Origin of the sequence: Mycolicibacterium elephantis DSM 44368, from assembly GCF_004014805.1 — a bacterium.
Classification (GTDB): domain Bacteria; phylum Actinomycetota; class Actinomycetes; order Mycobacteriales; family Mycobacteriaceae; genus Mycobacterium; species Mycobacterium elephantis.
This window is the reverse complement of the sequence record NZ_ATDN01000031.1, coordinates 1-16,081: the sequence shown is the minus strand read 5'-3', so window position 1 is coordinate 16,081 and position 16,081 is coordinate 1. Positions and strand designations below refer to the sequence as shown.

The window sequence follows — 16,081 nt, the reverse complement described above, 5'->3', positions numbered from 1 at the left end:
AGCCGTTCTGGCCGTCACGTCGGCTGATGGCTTTCGACGAGTGGTGTTGCGCGCACAACTGACCCGCGCCCCACTGGTCCCTTCGGTCACGCCGAGTGCATGACCCCGTAGTCGAAAGCCGCCGAACCCTATGCGTTCGCTTCTGATCTTCGCGTTCGTCGGCGTTGGCGCCCAGCTGGTCGACGGCGCGCTGGGCATGGCGTTCGGGGTGACCGCCACGACGCTGCTGGTGCTCAGCGGGGTCGGCGCCGCCCAGGCCAGCGCCGCGGTGCACCTCGCCGAGGTGGGCACCACGTTGGCGTCCGGGCTGTCGCACTGGCGGTTCAAGAACATCGACTGGTCGATCGTGCTGAAGCTCGGGGTGCCCGGCGCCGTCGGGGCGTTCGCCGGCGCGACGGTGTTGTCGTCGTTGTCGACCGAGCACGCGGCGCCGTTGATGGCCGCGATCCTGGTGGCGATCGGCGGCTATGTGGTGCTGAGGTTCTCGCTGCGCAATCCGCCGGTGCTGCGGCACGGTCAGACCCCGCACCGGGCGCGGTTCCTCAGCCCGCTGGGCTTGTTCGGCGGGTTCATCGACGCCTCCGGCGGTGGCGGCTGGGGGCCGGTGACGACGAGCACGCTGCTGTCACGGGGCAAGACCTCGCCGCGCACGGTGATCGGCTCGGTGAGCGCATCGGAGTTTCTGGTGGCCGCCGCGGCGTCGGCGGGCTTCGTCGTCGGCCTGCGCGAACAGTTCATCGCGAACCTGCCGATCGTCGCGGGCCTGGCGATCGGCGGGGTGGTCGCGGCGCCGTTCGCGGCCTGGCTGGTCAGCCGTGTCAGCCCCGCGCTGTTGGGCACGGCGGTAGGCGGCGTGATCGTGCTGACCAACAGCCAGAAGCTGGTCCACTACTTCGGCATCGAATGGCCGTGGTCGACGGGCGTGTACGCCACGATCGCCGTGGCGTGGGCGACGCTGCTCATGGTGGCGTGGCGCACGTCGCGCGCACCCCGGTTCGTGCCCGTGGAGCAGACGCTGGAGGTGGCCGCGGACACGGCGACGACGGCGACGGTGGGTTGGGGCGAGCCCAGCGCTCTGCGGTAGGCTTTCGACCGCTGCCGCTGATCGCGGCGGCGTCCGGGCTGTGGCGCAGTTTGGTAGCGCACTTGACTGGGGGTCAAGTGGTCGCAGGTTCAAATCCTGTCAGCCCGACGCAGGTCAGAGGCACTTTCTGCGCACGCAGGGGGTGCCTGCAGACTTGGTGGTCTCTTATGGTTTCGCGCCCCAACGGCACGGCCGCGTCCAGCGGTTTCGGTGTCGCTGAGGCGTCCCCGACATGTCGCTACCGCGGAGTGTTGCGCGGCGACTCGCGTAGTACTACTCATTCCGTGGTCGCATACGGCGCGGCATCCTGATCGCATGACACCCACCAGGTCCGGATCCGCTGTCGGCAAGGTGGCGGCCGAAACGCCTGCCGACCGCGACCGCGCCGTCGACGTCGCCCGGCTCGCCGCACTGGTGGTGGTGATGTTCGGGCATTGCGCCCTGCTGCTCGCCACCATCGATGACACCGGCCTGCGGATCGGCAACCTGCTCGGGGAGATACCGGCAATCGCACCGATCACCTGGATCGTCCAGGTCATGCCGCTGTTCTTCCTGGCCGGCGGGGCCGCAGGCGCCTACGGCTGGCATCCAGGCTCGTCGTGGGGCACCTGGCTGGTCAAGAGGGCGCAACGGCTATGCCGACCCGTCTTCTGGTATCTCGCGGCGTGCTCGATCGGCGTCCTGGTGACGTATCAGCTTCTCGGCGCCGACTCCGCCGTCCGCATCGGCCGGGAGTGCGTGGCGCTGCTGTGGTTCCTCGGGGTGTACCTCGTCGTGCTGGCCTTCGTCCCAGCGCTGACCCGCATGTCGACCGGCCGCACCGTCGCTTTCGCCGTCGGCGCGCTGATCGCCATTTCCGCGGCGTTCGACGCGCTCCGCTTCGCCGTGGGCGAGCCGATGGCGGGCATCGCCAACTTCGTGTTCGTCTGGCTGATCCCGATGGTGATCGGCGTGGCGTACGCGCGACACCTGGTCGGGCCGCGCACCGCACTCATCGCCGCCGTATCCGCGTTCGCCGCACAATCCGTGCTCGCGGCCGCCGGACCCTACGACGTCTCGCTCGTGGTCACCGGCACGGAGCGGGTCTCCAACGTCTCACCGCCGACGCTGCTGCTCGCGTTGCACTGCACGTGGATGTCGTTCCTGTTTGTGGCCGCCGCAAAGGCGATCGGGAAGTGGGCTGAGCGGCCCCGCATCTGGTACCTGGTTGCGATGGGCAACGGGGGAGCGATGACCCTCTACCTGTGGCACATCCCCGCGATCGCGGTGGCCACGTTCACCCTCCATGCCCTCGGGTTTGACGCGTATGACGTTGATGCGCCGTACTTCTGGGCGATGCTCGCCCTGCGGGCCGTGGTGTTCGCGGTCGTGATGTTCGCGATGTTCGTGTCGCTCTCGCCGCTTGAGCATCGTCCACTCCCGTGGTGGGATGCGCCCGTTGCGGCCACCGGTGCCCGGTCGACCGTTGCCGGCGTCCTCATCGTCATCGCGGGCGTGGTTCTCGTGCTCCTCGCCAAGAACGGCCTAGGCGACCTCACCGGCCTGGTCACCATGGGAGGTTTCCTCGCCGCAGCTGCCATCGCCCGCATCTGCGCGGGAGCAAAGCAGCCTGCGTCCCAACAGGTTTGACTCTCGACGGGCTGTTCCGGCCGCTTCGGCCACTTCGCCGGTTCTGAGACTGGGGGTCAAGTGGTCGCAGGCTCAAATCCTGTCAGCCCGACCGATATCACGGGCAGAAGGCGATGAGCGCGTTCTGCACCGCTCGCTCAGCGCTCTCGTTCCGCATGAATGGGTCGGTCATCGCTCCCGGGTCGTCTGCGGACACCCGATGTCCCGATCCGGTGTCGGAGCCGACGTACTTACCGACGGGGCGGTGACGATGCATCTGCTCGCCGACCGGACCCCGCCGGATGTGGTGGCCGGCCACGTCGCACAGTTGATGACCTGGGCGCTGATGCGGCCCTGACCTACTTTCGCGGGCGGGCGACGATCACCGGCGTGCGCACGGCCTGCACCACAGCGGAACTCACCGATCCCAGCAGCATGCCGGTGAACCCGCCGCGGCCGCGGCTGCCGACGACCACCAGTTGCGCGGACTCCGAATGCTCGATGATCTGGCGCGCAGGCTCGTCGGGCACCACCACCGGCTTCACCTTCACGTCGGGATAGCGCTGCTGCCAGGCGGCCAGCCGCTCGGTCAGTTGTTGTTCCTCGTGCGCCTTCACCGTCTCCCAGTCCAGGCCCGGCAGGTCGATGACGGTGTCGCTCCACGCCTCCAACGCCACCACGTCGACGCCCCGCAGCGACGCTGCCTCGAACGCGATGTCGGTGGCGTGGTCGGCGCCGGGGGAGCCGTCGACGCCGACGAGAACCGGCGCGCCGGCCGCTTCGGCGGACAGCGATTCCCGATCGCGGATGACGGCGACGGGGCAGCGGGCACGATGCACCATGCCGGAGGTCACCGAGCCGAGAAGAAGCCTGCTCACCGCGCCGCGGCCGCGGTTGCCGACGACGATCATGTCCGCCGTCTCCGAGATGTCGACAAAGGTGGGCACCGTGGCCCCGAAGAACACCTCGCTGTTGACCTTGGCGGGCCGGCGCTCCGTGGCGTATTCGTCGACGAGCTTGATTGCGTCTTCGATGTAGTGCCCGACCATTTCCTGTTGCCACTGTTGCAGGTCGACGGGCAGCGGGACGTGGGGGGACGTGGTGATGATCGGGTTGATCACGTTCACCAACGTCAACGCGACATCACGGAGCGCCGCTTCGCGGGCGGCCCAGGCGATTGCCGCCTTCGACGTCGATGATCCGTCGACACCGACAACGATGCCGGGATCCTCAATGAGCGCCGCCACGTCAGCCTCCTCCGTGCTCGCCGATAAGCCGTGCTCACAGTCTGCACTGTGGGCGCGCTCGGCGGACGGGAAAGGGGGCCTCGATCAGGAGACTGTTTGGTCTCCCTTCACCGCGCCGTGGCAGACCCAGCCCTCGGGGACCTGGGCGGTCGCGACCAGGTCGGACATTTCGTCGCGGTCCGCGGCCGACAGTGTGTCGTCGGCCTGCGGGTAGAGGATCCGCTCCTCTTTCCAGTTGTGCGACCCCAGCTGTGCCAGCAGTTCTCGACACAGCTGGGCGGCCTTGGCGCCGTCGCCGTCGGCGAGGCATTCGTCGATCTGGTCGAGCAGCGGCCACATCTGCGCATGCTCATGCACCATCACCATGACGGGGCCAACCATGCCGGCCGCGCGCAGCGGCGGAAACAGGTACTCCTCCTCGAGATAGATGTGCCGCCGCAAGACGGCCACCGCGTTGACGAGCGCGTCTCGCTGCTCGGCGGTGACGTGGTTGTCGCCGCTGTCGGCGAAGATCTCGATTCCGCGGTCGATGATGCGGTGCTCGTGTTCGAGCGCCGCGCTCAACGTGGCGCTCATGCCGACTCCTTGGCCAGCAGTTGGGCGTTCACGCTGATCTTCGCGCCGGCGAACAGCCGTGAGACCGGGCACAGCGCGGCGGCCTCGTCGACGACCTTCTGGAAATCTGCGGCGTCGATTCCCTCGACTGCGGCCTTGATCTCCAGCTCCGAGGAAACGATGGTCGGCAGCCCGTCGACTTCGTCGAGCGTCACTTTGGCGGCCACCTCCAGCCGTTGTGGCTCGATCTGGTGTTCGCCGAGTTTGAGCGCGAGCGCCATCGAAAAGCAGGACGAATGCGCTGCGGCGGCCAGTTCCTCCGGGCTGGTCTTGCCGCCGGGCTGCTCGGTGCGGGCGGCCCACGTGACGTCCAGGCCGGTCAGCGCCCCGCTGCCGGAATCGAGCCGTCCCTTGCCGGAGGCGAGCGCGCCTTCCCATACGGTGCGCGACGTGCGATCGGCGATAGCCATGTTCCGCTTCCCCTTCTACTGTTTCTACAATTGTCGGTTGTAGAAACGCTACTCCAGTCGGGCGGTTAACGCGAGAGTCGGATGAAAGGGCGCCGTTCAGGACAGCGCAGCGAGTTGTCGGCGTAACCGCCGCGTCTCCTCGAACCGCGCCGTGACATCGCGCAGCGTGGCCGCGAAACCGGCCATGTCACCGTGCGCATCGCGCAGGGGATGGATGGTGAACTCGACCGAGATCCTCGTGCCGTCCTGGCGCAGGGCCGGGACGGCCAGCAGATCACCAGCGCCGTAACGGCTTTGCCCGGTGGCCATCACCTGCTTCCAGCCCGCCCAGTGCCGCGCCCGCAGCCGCTCCGGGATGATCAGGTCCAGCGATTCTCCCACCGCCTGCTCGGCGGTGAAAACGAAGATCCGTTGCGCCCCAGCGTTCCAGAAGGTGACGACGCCGTCGCGGTCGGCCGCGATGATCGCATCGGGTCCGCTCAGGATCGCCGCCGCTATCGATGCTTCGTCCATCTCGCCTTCTCCACTTCGTTCTCGACGGGTCTAAGTATTGCATTACGCAATACTTGCGCCATGCAAGGCTGCGAGAGCACGGGCGGTCTGCGTTTCCGCCCGCCGACGGGGTGTGACCGCTTAGGCTCCAGCCATGTCGATCAACCGTGCCGCGCTCATCGCCGGCGGCATCCGCCTCGCCTCAGGCATCTCGTTTCTCGTCGACCCGCTGCGCGCCAACCGGTTATGGGGAGATCCGGAAGAACCCGCGCCGACGACGCAACTGCTGCTGCGCTCGATGGGCTACCGCGACGCGCTGATCGGCGGGCTGCTGACGGCGGCCGCGTTGCGCGGGCGCGACACCCGGGGTTGGTTTCTCGCCTCCGGCGGCGCCGACGCCGCCGACCTGCTGGGCGGGATCGGGGTACACGATCGGATGAAGCCGTCACAGCGCGCCATCGGCCTCGGCGGCGCGGTCATCGGCATCGGCGTCGGGCTGTGGGGCGCGTTGCGCAGACGCCCGCAGCCGGCCGAGGATTCAGCGCCGAGCTGACGGCTCGGGCCACGGCACGGGTTTCGGCCGCGCACGCACCACCTGGGGCCACCAGAACCACTTGTTAAGCAGCGCCGCGATCGACGGCGTCATGAAGGCGCGGACCACCAACGTGTCGAACAGCAGGCCCATCCCGATCGTCGTGCCCACCTGAGCGACCACGGTCAGCTCACTGACGACCATCGAGATCATGGTGAAGGCGAACACCAGGCCCGCCGACGTGACCACCGAACCGCTGCCGCCCATCGCCCGGATGATCGCGGTGTTGACGCCGGCGGGCAGTTCCTCCTTGAGGCGGGCCACCAGCAGCAGGTTGTAGTCCGCACCCACCGCCAACAGGATGATCACCGCCATGGCCATCACCATGAACTGCAGTTCGATGCCCAGGATGTGTTGCCACAGCAGCACCGACAGGCCGAACGAGGCGCCCAGCGAGAGCACCACGGTGCCGACGATCACCGCGGCCGCGACGAGGCTGCGCGTGATCAGCAGCATGATCGTGAAGATCAGCGCCAGCGCGAGGATGCCCGCGATCAGCATGTCGTAGGCGTTGCCGTCGCGCATGTCCTTGAACGCCGACGCGGTACCGCCCAGGTAGATCGTCGAGCCCTCGAGCGGGGTGCCCTTGATGGCTTCCTTGGCCGCCTGCTTGATGGCGTCGATGCGGTCGATGCCGTCGGAGCTGAGCGGGTCGCCTTCGTGGTTGATGATGAACCGCACCGCATGGCCGTTGGGGGAGATGAAGTTCTCCATGCCCTTCTTGAAATCCTCGTTGTCGAAGATCTCCGGCGGCAGATAGAAGGTGTCGTCGTTCCACGAGTTGTTGAACGCGTCGCCCATGGCCGACTGGTTCTCCGACATCGCGGCCTGCTGATTCTGCATGCCCGCCTGGGTGGCGTGCATGGTCAGCATCATCTTCTTCATGTTCTTCATCGTCTCGATCTGCTCGGGCATCAGCGCCAGCAGTTGCGGCATCAGCGCGTCGAGACGTTCCAGGTCGGGCAGCAGCGCCTGCACGTTGTCGGTCATGATGTTGACGCCGTCGATGGTGTCGAAGATCGACCGCAGCGTCCAGCAGACCGGGATGTTGTAGCAGTGCGGTTCCCAATAGAAGTAGTTGCGGATCGGGCGGAAGAAGTCGTCGAAATTCGCGATGTGGTCCCGCAATTCGGCGACGTCCATGGTCATGGTGCGGGTCTTTTCGACCATGCTGTGGGTGGTCGCGTTCATCTCGCCCATCAACGCCATCATTCTGGTCATCGTGTCGATGGTCGTCTGCATCTCCTCGGCCTGCACCAGCATGTCGTCCATGCGGTCCTGCATGTACTTGCGGTTCAGGTCCTGAGTGACGCTGCCGAGGCTGATCTGGGCCGGGATCGTGGAAAACTCGATGGGCTTGCCGTTCGGCCGGGTGATCGACTGGACCCGGCCGATGCCGGGCACGTCGAACACGGCCTTGGCGATCTTGTCGATCACCAGGAAGTCCGCGGAGTTGCGCAGATCGTGGTCGCTTTCGACCAGCAGCACTTCGGGGTTCATGGTGGCGGGGGAGAAGTGGCGTTCGGCCGCGGCGAAACCCTCGTTGGCGGGTAGGTCAGGGGCAGGTACTGGCGATCGTTGTAGTTGGGTTGGTAGCCGGGCAGCGCGAGCAGGCCGACCAACGAGATCGCCACCGTCGCGAACAGGATCGGGGCCGGCCAGCGCACGATGGCGGCGCCGATCTTGCGCCAGCCCCGAATCCGCATCGCGCGCTTGGGTTCGAGCAGGCCGAAGCGACTGGCCACGATGATGATCGCGGCGCCCAGCGTCAGCGCGACGAACACCGCCGTCGTCATACCGACGGCCAGCGGCACACCGAGCGACTGGAAATACGGCAGCCGGGTGAAGGAGAGGCAGAACGTCGCGCCCGCGATCGTCATGCCCGACCCGAGCACGACGTGCGCCGTGCCGCGATACATGGTGTGGAACGCCGTGACCCGGTCCTGGCCGATCGTGCGGGCTTCCTGGTAGCGGCCGGTGAGAAAGATCGCGTAGTCGGTCGATGCGGCGATGGCCAGGGTGACCAGCAGGTTGGTCGCGAACGTCGAGAGCCCGATGAGCTCGTGGTAGCCGAGGAACGCCACCACGCCGCGGGTGGCCGCCAACGCCAGGACCACCATCGCCAGCGTCAACAGCACCGTGACGATCGACCGGTAGACCAGCAGCAACATCGTGATGATGACGGCGAACGTCACCATCTCGATGATGCGGACGCTGCGGTCGCTGGCGATCTGTTGGTCGGCCACCAGCGCCGATCCGCCGGTGACGAAGACGTCGATGCCCGGCGGGGGCGGCAACCCGTCGACGACGGCCTTGACCGCATCCACCGACTCGTTGGACAGCGACTCGCCCATGTTGCCGGCGAGATACACCTGCACGTAGACGGCTTTGCCGTCGGCGCTGAGCGCGGCGGCCTCGGTCAACGGGTCGCCCCAGAAGTCCTGGATGTGCTCGACGTGCCCGGTGTCGGCCCGCAGCTTGTCGATCAGCTCGTTGTAGTACGCCCGCGCCTCGTCGCCGAGGGGTTCCTGCCCCTCGATGACGATCATCGCCGAGCTGTCGGACTGAAACTCCTCGAAGACCGTGCCGATGCGCTTCATCGCGATCACCGAAGGCGCCTCGGAGGGGCTCATCGACACCGAGCGCATCTGCCCGACGACCTCGAGTTGGGGCACCGTGGCGTTCAGGACCGCGATCAGCAGGATCCAGGCGATGATGATCGGAACCGCCAGGCGGCGAATCCACGTGGCCATGGTGGACCGCAGAGGCTGCTGCGCCGCAGGTGCGGAATCGACGGTTGGGGTGCTCACCAGCCAATCACCTCGGCGGAGCTCCTCCCTAGCGTGTTAGGCCGTCTTAGTTTTTACCAGATTCGGGTTCCATTCGGCGCGCTACCCCTGCGGGCCTGCGACGTCGGTGACCGACGGTGGCAGCGCGCAACATTCTAGGGGCCGGATCGGTGGCCTCCGAAACCGCCGTCTGACGCGTCGCCGAGCAACCCCGACGTTGACGCGTCCGTAACGCAATCGCCTCAGCAGCGATATTGGCTATAACGCTCGGCGGTTCGACAGGGATGGGGGCAGCGGTGCAGACAGTGCTCAGGCTTTCGATGACTGCGACGGGGCTGTCCTGGGCGCTGCACGACAGAACAGGCGCCGACGCGCCCATTCTCGACCACGACCGCGTCGACGTTGCCTCCGAAACTGCCGGCGACGACCTCGCCGGCCATCAGGCGGCGGTCCGCGGCGCCATGGCCATCGCCGACGCAAGCGGTCATGTGGTGAAGTCCGAGTCGCTGAGCTACCCAGACGACGTCGAAAACCAAGCGTCGATGCTTCGGAAATGGTTGTCGGATCTCGGTTTAACGGTCCGCGACGCCGCGTCACCCAGCAGGCTCGCGCGTCGTCGCCTTGGGCTCGGCCCGCACCTGCGCGCGGCGACCCTCGTGGTGACCGGTGTGGTGGCGTTCTTCGCGGTGACGCCGGCGCTCGGCGGGCAGCCCGAGGCCGTGTCGTCGGAGCAACCGGCCGCCAGCACCTCGGTGGTCTCGGTTCCGGTGGTGCCGCCGGATGCTCCGGGGTCGTCGCTGAAGGTCGTGACCGTCCCCGGAGTGGTGCAGGCTGGTCAGCCAGTGCGTGCCGACGCCGGAGCAGTGACCGTCACCGCGGCTTCCGTCGCAGCGGCGGTCGAGGAACCGGCCCCGCCGACCATTCCCAATCCGGTTGCCACGGCGCAGGACCCGATGACCGACGCGCTGGGGTCGGTGCTCAGCGCGCTACCGTAAGCGTCGAGCGGCCGCGGTCACCAGACCCAGACGGACGGATCGTGCGGCGGGTAGTTCGCGCAGATCTCGGTGCCGTGCGCCACGACGCCCTTGTTGTTGAAGAACAGCTTCGCCCAGTTGGGCCACGCGAACGCCATCTGCTCGTAGTAGATGTTCGTTGCGACGTTCTCGGAGTAGGCACGGCGACCCGGGTAATCCATCGAGAAGTACCAGTAGATGCGGTCCCGGGCGCCCTGCTGGACCTGCGGCGACTTGTTCTTGTAGTCGATCATGTAGCGCTCGTAGTACACCGGGTCGGTGTCGCGGACCGCGGCCATGTACTGATCGACCGTGCACGTCGTCTTGAGCATCCGGCTGGGGATCGGATAGTCCTCGGTGGCGTCCGCCGACGCGGTCGCCGGAAGGATCACGGCCGCACTGGCCACGGCGGCGAGGGCGATGCTGAACTTGCGTAACACTGTTCGGACTCCTTGCTAGCGCGCCACGTCGTCGAGAATCGGCAGCTTGTCTGGACAATACGTGCGTAGTCCTGCGCCGAGGAACTGCCACGCCTGTTCGGTGGTGCTACCCCGCTGCAACTGCTCGAAGATGAACTTCGCGGAGTCGTTGGCGTTGTGATCGACGTTGTTGCGCAACCGTTTGCAGCTGATCTTCGCGATCCAGGCGTTGAAGTCCTTCTGACCGTAGATCCCGTAGGTGTGCAGTTCCGCAGCGAAGGCGCTGTCGACATCAGCCGATGCGGGCGCTGCGAACGCCAGCGCCGCTGCGGTCAAGGCAATTCCGACTATCGAGCGCTTCAACGCTGCCCTCCTTCTTGACCCGCCTCTGCGAACTCTCTAACTTTCGGCCACGCCGATGGTACGGGTCGCTGACGGACCCGTTGAGGCCACCAGAACCATTTGCCCATCAACGCCGCGATCGACGGCGTCATGAAGGCACGGACCACCAGTGTGTCGAACAGCAAGCCTAACCCGATGGTGGTACCCACCTGCCCGATTACGGTCAATTCGCTGACCGCCATCGACATCATCGTGAAGGCGAACACCAGGCCCGCCGACGTCACCACCGAGCCGCTGCCGCCCATCGCCCGGATGATGCCGGTGTTGATGCCGGCGTGCAGTTCCTCTTTCAGGCGTGCCACCAGCAGCAGGTTGTAGTCCGCACCCACCGCCAACAGGATGATGACCGACATCGCCATCACCATCCAGTGCAGGTTGATCCCGAGGATGTGCTGCCAGATGAGGATCGACAGGCCGAACGAGGCGCCCAGCGACACCACCACCGTGCCGACGATCACCGCCGCGGCGACCACGCTTCGGGTGATCAGCAGCATGATGATGAAGATCAGGGCCAACGATGCGATCGCCGCGATCGTCAGGTCGTAGACGTTGCCGTCGGCCATGTCCTTGAACACCGCGGCCGTGCCCGCCAGATAGACCTTGGATCCCTCCAACGGGGTGCCCTTGATCGCCTCCTTGGCCGCCTGCTTGATGTCGTCGATGCGGGCGATGCCTTCCGGGGTCATCGGGTCGCCGTCGTGAGAGATGATGAAGCGCACCGACTTCCCGTCGGGGGAGATGAAGTTCTCCATCCCCTTCTTGAAGTCTTCGTTGTCGAACACTTCCGGCGGAAGGTAGAAGGAGTCGTCGTTCATGGACGCGTCGAACGCGTCACCCATGGCCGTCGAGTTCTCCTGCATGGCGGCCATCTGATCCTGCAGCCCCTTCTGGGAGGCATACATGGTCAGCATCATCGTCCGCATGGTCTTCATCGTCTCGATCATCGACGGCATCAGCACGACCATCTGCGGCATCAGCTCGTCGAGGCGCTCCATGTCCGGGAGCATGTTCTGAATGTCGTCGGTCATCGTGTTGATGCCGTCGAGGGTGTCGAAGACCGACCGGAACGCCCAGCAGATCGGGATGTTGTAGCAGTGCGGTTCCCAGTAGAAGTAGTTGCGGATCGGGCGGAAGAAGTCGTCGAAATTGGCGATGCTGTCGCGCATTTCGGCGACGCTGACCGTCATGTCCTTCATCTTCGTCACCATGGAGTGGGTGACGTCGGCCATCTGCACGGTCAGCGCCGACATCCGTTCCATGTTCTCGATGGTCTTGGACATCTCGTCGGCCTGAACCAGCATGTCAGCCATCCGGTCCTGCAGATACTTCTGGTTCATCTGCTGGGTGGTGCCCTGCATGCTGATCAGGAACGGAATCGAGGTGTGCTCGATGGGCTTGCCGTCGGGGCGGGTGATGGCCTGCACGCGGGATATCCCCGGAACCCGGAAGGTCGCCTTGGCGATCTTGTCGATGACCAGGAAGTCCGCCGAGTTGCGCAGATCGTGGTCGCTTTCGATCATCAACAGTTCGGGGTTCATCCGCGCCTGCGAGAAGTGCCGGTCGGCGGCCGCGTAACCCAGGTTGGCCGGCAGGTCCGCCGGCAGGTAGGTCCTGTCGTTGTAGTGGGTGCGGTAGCCCGGCAGGGCCAGCAGACCGACCAGCGACAACGCGATCGCGGCGACCAGGATCGGGCCCGGCCACCGCACGACGGCGGCGCCGATCTTGCGCCATCCGCGCACCCGCATCGCCCGCTTGGGTTCGAGCACCTTGCCGAACCGGCTCGCCACGGTGATGATCGACGAACCCAGGGTCAGCGCGGCGAACACACAGGTCACCATGCCGATCGCGAGCGGCACACCGAGCGACTGGAAATAGGGCAGCCGGGTGAAGCTCAGGCAGAAGGTGGCGCCAGCGATCGTCAAACCCGAGCCGAGCACCACGTGGGCCGTCCCGCCGAACATGGTGTAGAAGGCCGATTCCCGGTCTTCGCCGGCACCTCGGGCTTCCTGATACCGGCCGATCAAGAAGATCGCGTAGTCGGTGCCCGCGGCGATGGCCAACGTGACCAGCAGGTTGGTCGCGAACGGTGAGAGCCCGATGATCTCGTGGAACCCGAGGAAGGACACCACCCCGCGGGTCGCGCTCAGCTGCAGGACGACCATCACCAGCGTGACCAGCACCGTGACGATAGAGCGGTAGACCAGCAGCAGCATCGTGATGATCACCGTGAAGGTGACGGCCTCGATCAGCCGCATGCTGCGGTCGCTGGCGATGTGCTGGTCGGCACTCAAGGCGGCGGGGCCGGTCACGTACGCCTTGACGCCGGGCGGTGGCGGCACCGCGGCGACGATGTCCTGGACGGCCTGCACCGATTCGTTGGCCAGGCTCTCGCCCTGGTTACCGGCGAGGTAGGCCTGCACGTAGACGGCCTTGCCGTCGTTGCTCTGTGCGCCCGCGGCGGTCAGCGGGTCGCTCCAGAAGTCCTGGACGCTCTGGACGTGTGCGGTGTCGGCCTCCAGCGCGGCGACGATCTTGTCGTAGAACGCGCGGGCGTCGTCACCGAGCGGCTCTTCGCCCTCCAGGACGATCATCGCGGAGCTGTCGGAGTCGTACTCCTCGAAGACGGTGCCGACGCGCTTCATCGCGATCATCGACGGCGCCTCTTCGGGGCTCATCGACACAGCACGCATCTGGCCGACCGTCTCCAGCTGCGGCACAGCGACATTCAGCACCGCGATGAGCAGGATCCAGGCCAGGATGATCGGCACCGCGAACTTGCGGATCATCCTCGGGATGAACGGGCGTGCGGTGTGCCTGGCCGGAGGGAAGGCGTCGGTGGGCGCCTCGCTCGTCGGCACGCTCATGCGGATTTCACGTAACAGAAGGTCTGGGCATTCACGCCGGTGGAGGTTCTCTCGTCCTTGACTTCATCGTCGACGGTGATCCGGCAGGTGATGGACTGCCCGTCACCCTGGGCGACGATGTTGGGAGCGGCCGAAGGCGCGGTCGTCTGCAAGGTCAGCGTCCACGGCAGCGACGCGCCGTCTACGCGGATCGGCTTGGCGTCGAGATCGAGATAATTGATGTCGGCATACGTGCCGGTGCCGAAGATCTCGTAGGTGACGACCTTCGGGTCGAACGGCTCAGGGTCGTCTGCGAACACCTTCGGGGTGGTGATGATGCCCTCGGCACCGAAGAACGTGCGGATACGCTGCACGGTGAATCCCGCGACGCCGATCACCAGAATGATGACGAGCGGAATCCACACCTTCTTGGCGAGGCCGATCACGCGCGCCCCCGACCTGTGCCGTCCATTCTGTCGCGCCCCTTGCTTTCGTATGTGGTTGCGTTCAGCCGTGCGTACTTAGCCCGTATAACTTCTCATTCCGGCCTAGGTTAGCTCAAGTCAGTGTGTTGCTGGTCACTCCCATGCTGACCTTGCGTTTTGGGTCACCTTGTGGGGACCTCAAACCGTTGCAGATGGCGTTCGACGAACGCCTGCGCGTCGGCGTGACCTCGGGTGATGCCGAGTCCACGCTCGAGGAGCAGCACGCGGGCCAGGCTGGTCAGGATCATCGACATGACCACGGGCGGAAACTCCTCGACGTCGACTCCGTGCGCAGCCAGCGCAAGCCTCATCGCGCCTTCCTCGGCCTCGCCGAAGCGGTCGGCGTATGCGGCGATCTCGCTGCGGATCGCCTTGCGGTGATTGGCCAGCGCCATGAACTCCATCCACAGCTGGGCCCCGTGCGTGCTGTTGAGCCGCCAGAGCGCGTGCAGGGGCTGGTCCTCGACCAACGCCTGGCGCTGTTTGGCCAGATTGGCCTCGGCGCCCGCCCGCAGCACCGCGAGATAGAGGTCGTCCATGGTCGGGAAGTAGTAGTGCACCAGCGCGGGCTTCACGCCCGCCCTGGCCGCGACCCGCCGCGAGGTGGCCGCGGCGTACCCGTCTTCCAGCATCACCTGGGCCGTCGCCTCGATCAGCGCCTTTCGCGTCGCCGACTCGCGAGGAACCCTTGACCGCTGGTCAACGGGGCTGCTAGACATGGGCCCAGCATAAGTGCTGGGCGATCGCCCAACAACGAGGGTGCGTGCATGGCGGGGCGGCCGCCGGCAGCCGGTTGGAGCAGAGGAAGTCATGAGCGTCGCCAGTCCCGGCTCAGATACCGACGTCTACTACGACCCTTACGACGTCAACATCACCGCCAACCCGTATCCGACGTACGCGCGCCTCCGCGAGGAGGCGCCGATCTACTACAACGAGCGCTACGACTTCTGGGCGTTGTCACGCCATTCCGACGTCGAGAAGGCCCTGTCGAACTGGGAGACGTTCTCGAACCAGCGCAGCGACATCCTCGAACTCATCAAGTCCGACTTCGACATGCCCAAGGGCGTGATGATGTTCGAGGATCCGCCGATCCACACGATGCTGCGCGGATTGATGTCCCGGGTGTTCACCCCGCGCCGGATGGCCGAGATCGAGGACCAGATCCGGCGCTACTGCGTCGGCTGCCTCGACCCGCTCGTCGGATCCGACAGCTTCGACATCATCGCTGAACTCGCGTCGATGATGCCGATGCGGGTCATCGGCATGCTGCTGGGCATTCCTGAGTCCGAACAGGTTTCGGTTCGCGACGCCAACGATGCCAACTTGCGGACAAAGCCGGGCGCCCCGATGAAGGTGGTGAACGCCGACAAGATCGCCGACGGCAGCATCTACGCCGACTACGTCGAGTGGCGCTCGAAGAACCCGTCGGACGACTTGATGACCGCGCTGCTGAACGTCGAGTTCACCGACGAGAACGGGGTGACGCGCAAGCTGACCCGCAAAGAGGTGCTGCACTACACCCAGGTGGTCGCGGGCGCGGGCAACGAGACGACCGGGCGCCTCATCGGCTGGCTGGCCAAAGTGCTTGCCGAACACCCGGATCAGCGGCGCGAGGTCGTCGAGGACCGGTCGCTGCTGACCCGCACGATCGATGAGACGCTGCGGTTCGAGCCGACCGGCCCGCACGTCGCGCGGTACATGGCACGCGATTTCGAGTGCTACGGCACCACGGTGCCCTCCGGGTCCGCCATGCTGCTGCTTTTCGGCGCCGCCAACAGGGACCCGCGCCGCTACTCCGATCCCGACACCTTCAACATCCACCGGCCCAACGTCTCCCACCTGACGTTCGGCAAAGGGCTGCACTATTGCCTGGGGGCGAACCTCGCGAGGCTGGAGGGCCGGGTCGCGCTCGACGAACTGCTCAACCGGTGGCCGGAGTGGGACATCGATTACGACAGCGCGCAACTGGCGCCGACGTCGACGGTGCGCGGCTGGCAACGCCTGCGCATGCTCGTGCGCTAATTTTCCCCCAAAGGGACAAACGGGCGGGAAAGTGCGAGGCATTGTCAAGTGGTGAGGGAA

General features: G+C 66.1%; 15 protein-coding genes, 1 tRNA gene and 1 pseudogene. 7 read left to right on the top strand and 10 right to left on the bottom strand.

The window, feature by feature from the left end; all coding sequences use genetic code 11:
• Nucleotides 1-130 precede the first annotated feature (130 nt).
• From MELE44368_RS19180 to MELE44368_RS26720, 4 genes are all read left to right on the top strand, one after another.
• Nucleotides 131-1,084 (top strand): sulfite exporter TauE/SafE family protein, encoded by a 954-nt coding sequence (locus tag MELE44368_RS19180; protein ID WP_128109958.1) that lies wholly within the window; start codon nt 131-133, stop codon nt 1,082-1,084.
• 34 nt (nt 1,085-1,118) lie between these two features.
• Nucleotides 1,119-1,192 (top strand) — tRNA-Pro (locus tag MELE44368_RS19175).
• Between the two features lie 207 nt (nt 1,193-1,399).
• Entirely contained in the window at nt 1,400-2,713 is a 1,314-nt protein-coding gene (locus MELE44368_RS19170) for an acyltransferase family protein (protein ID WP_128109957.1), read from the top strand.
• Nucleotides 2,714-2,912: 199 nt separating this feature from the next.
• Nucleotides 2,913-3,050 carry a hypothetical protein gene (locus MELE44368_RS26720; RefSeq protein WP_164890156.1) on the top strand — a complete coding sequence of 46 codons (138 nt, stop codon included), beginning with the start codon at nt 2,913-2,915 and terminating at the stop codon, nt 3,048-3,050.
• Nucleotide 3,051: 1 nt separating this feature from the next.
• Here MELE44368_RS26720 and MELE44368_RS19165 read toward each other — a convergent pair whose 3' ends face one another.
• The 4 genes from MELE44368_RS19165 to MELE44368_RS19150 all read right to left on the bottom strand — a co-directional run bounded on the left by MELE44368_RS19165 (nt 3,052) and on the right by MELE44368_RS19150 (nt 5,477).
• Nucleotides 3,052-3,939, bottom strand: a complete 888-nt coding sequence (locus MELE44368_RS19165; RefSeq protein WP_128109956.1) for a universal stress protein — start codon at nt 3,937-3,939, stop codon at nt 3,052-3,054.
• Between the two features lie 84 nt (nt 3,940-4,023).
• Nucleotides 4,024-4,515 carry a hemerythrin domain-containing protein gene (locus tag MELE44368_RS19160; RefSeq protein WP_128109955.1) on the bottom strand — a complete coding sequence of 164 codons (492 nt, stop codon included), beginning with the start codon at nt 4,513-4,515 and terminating at the stop codon, nt 4,024-4,026.
• Nucleotides 4,512-4,964, bottom strand: a complete 453-nt coding sequence (locus MELE44368_RS19155; RefSeq protein WP_128109954.1) for an OsmC family peroxiredoxin — start codon at nt 4,962-4,964, stop codon at nt 4,512-4,514. Before MELE44368_RS19155 ends, MELE44368_RS19160 begins: the two co-directional genes overlap by 4 nt.
• A 96-nt stretch (nt 4,965-5,060) precedes the next feature.
• Complete coding sequence (locus MELE44368_RS19150; protein WP_128109953.1) at nt 5,061-5,477, bottom strand: PAS domain-containing protein; 417 nt, start codon at nt 5,475-5,477, stop codon at nt 5,061-5,063.
• A gap of 133 nt (nt 5,478-5,610) precedes the next feature.
• Here MELE44368_RS19150 and MELE44368_RS19145 point away from each other — a divergent pair, with 133 nt between their 5' ends.
• Complete coding sequence (locus MELE44368_RS19145; protein ID WP_128109952.1) at nt 5,611-6,009, top strand: DUF4267 domain-containing protein; 399 nt, start codon at nt 5,611-5,613, stop codon at nt 6,007-6,009.
• On the opposite strand, the pseudogene MELE44368_RS19140 reads toward MELE44368_RS19145, so the two are convergent.
• Nucleotides 5,995-8,801, bottom strand: a pseudogene (locus tag MELE44368_RS19140) (MMPL/RND family transporter). The gene MELE44368_RS19145 and the pseudogene MELE44368_RS19140 overlap by 15 nt on opposite strands.
• A gap of 356 nt (nt 8,802-9,157) precedes the next feature.
• On the opposite strand from MELE44368_RS19140, the gene MELE44368_RS19135 reads away from it, so the two are divergent.
• Nucleotides 9,158-9,832, top strand: coding sequence for a hypothetical protein (locus MELE44368_RS19135; RefSeq protein ID WP_128109951.1), 675 nt, complete (start codon nt 9,158-9,160; stop codon nt 9,830-9,832).
• A gap of 17 nt (nt 9,833-9,849) precedes the next feature.
• Here MELE44368_RS19135 and MELE44368_RS19130 read toward each other — a convergent pair whose 3' ends face one another.
• From MELE44368_RS19130 to MELE44368_RS19110, 5 genes are all read right to left on the bottom strand, one after another.
• Nucleotides 9,850-10,290 (bottom strand): DUF5078 domain-containing protein, encoded by a 441-nt coding sequence (locus tag MELE44368_RS19130; protein ID WP_046752970.1) that lies wholly within the window; start codon nt 10,288-10,290, stop codon nt 9,850-9,852.
• Between the two features lie 15 nt (nt 10,291-10,305).
• Entirely contained in the window at nt 10,306-10,632 is a 327-nt protein-coding gene (locus tag MELE44368_RS19125) for a DUF732 domain-containing protein (protein ID WP_046752971.1), read from the bottom strand.
• Nucleotides 10,629-13,535 carry an MMPL/RND family transporter gene (locus MELE44368_RS19120; RefSeq protein WP_128109950.1) on the bottom strand — a complete coding sequence of 969 codons (2,907 nt, stop codon included), beginning with the start codon at nt 13,533-13,535 and terminating at the stop codon, nt 10,629-10,631. Before MELE44368_RS19120 ends, MELE44368_RS19125 begins: the two co-directional genes overlap by 4 nt.
• Nucleotides 13,532-13,960, bottom strand: a complete 429-nt coding sequence (locus MELE44368_RS19115; RefSeq protein WP_046752973.1) for an MmpS family transport accessory protein — start codon at nt 13,958-13,960, stop codon at nt 13,532-13,534. Before MELE44368_RS19115 ends, MELE44368_RS19120 begins: the two co-directional genes overlap by 4 nt.
• A gap of 161 nt (nt 13,961-14,121) precedes the next feature.
• Entirely contained in the window at nt 14,122-14,718 is a 597-nt protein-coding gene (locus MELE44368_RS19110; protein WP_128109949.1) for a TetR/AcrR family transcriptional regulator, read from the bottom strand.
• Nucleotides 14,719-14,809: 91 nt separating this feature from the next.
• On the opposite strand from MELE44368_RS19110, the gene MELE44368_RS19105 reads away from it, so the two are divergent.
• Nucleotides 14,810-16,021: a cytochrome P450 gene (locus tag MELE44368_RS19105; protein WP_128109948.1), complete on the top strand. Its 1,212-nt coding sequence runs from the start codon at nt 14,810-14,812 to the stop codon at nt 16,019-16,021.
• Nucleotides 16,022-16,081 lie beyond the last annotated feature (60 nt).

What these genes read in the sequence shown, in the direction of transcription:
- MELE44368_RS19180 (WP_128109958.1), top strand. Translation starts at nt 131, where the DNA reads ATGCGTTCGCTTCTGATCTTCGCGTTCGTCGGCGTTGGCGCCCAGCTG.
- MELE44368_RS19170 (WP_128109957.1), top strand. Translation starts at nt 1,400, where the DNA reads ATGACACCCACCAGGTCCGGATCCGCTGTCGGCAAGGTGGCGGCCGAA.
- MELE44368_RS26720 (WP_164890156.1), top strand. Translation starts at nt 2,913, where the DNA reads ATGTCCCGATCCGGTGTCGGAGCCGACGTACTTACCGACGGGGCGGTG.
- MELE44368_RS19160 (WP_128109955.1), bottom strand. Translation starts at nt 4,515, where the DNA reads ATGAGCGCCACGTTGAGCGCGGCGCTCGAACACGAGCACCGCATCATC.
- MELE44368_RS19155 (WP_128109954.1), bottom strand. Translation starts at nt 4,964, where the DNA reads ATGGCTATCGCCGATCGCACGTCGCGCACCGTATGGGAAGGCGCGCTC.
- MELE44368_RS19150 (WP_128109953.1), bottom strand. Translation starts at nt 5,477, where the DNA reads ATGGACGAAGCATCGATAGCGGCGGCGATCCTGAGCGGACCCGATGCG.
- MELE44368_RS19145 (WP_128109952.1), top strand. Translation starts at nt 5,611, where the DNA reads ATGTCGATCAACCGTGCCGCGCTCATCGCCGGCGGCATCCGCCTCGCC.
- MELE44368_RS19135 (WP_128109951.1), top strand. Translation starts at nt 9,158, where the DNA reads ATGACTGCGACGGGGCTGTCCTGGGCGCTGCACGACAGAACAGGCGCC.
- MELE44368_RS19120 (WP_128109950.1), bottom strand. Translation starts at nt 13,535, where the DNA reads ATGAGCGTGCCGACGAGCGAGGCGCCCACCGACGCCTTCCCTCCGGCC.
- MELE44368_RS19110 (WP_128109949.1), bottom strand. Translation starts at nt 14,718, where the DNA reads ATGTCTAGCAGCCCCGTTGACCAGCGGTCAAGGGTTCCTCGCGAGTCG.
- MELE44368_RS19105 (WP_128109948.1), top strand. Translation starts at nt 14,810, where the DNA reads ATGAGCGTCGCCAGTCCCGGCTCAGATACCGACGTCTACTACGACCCT.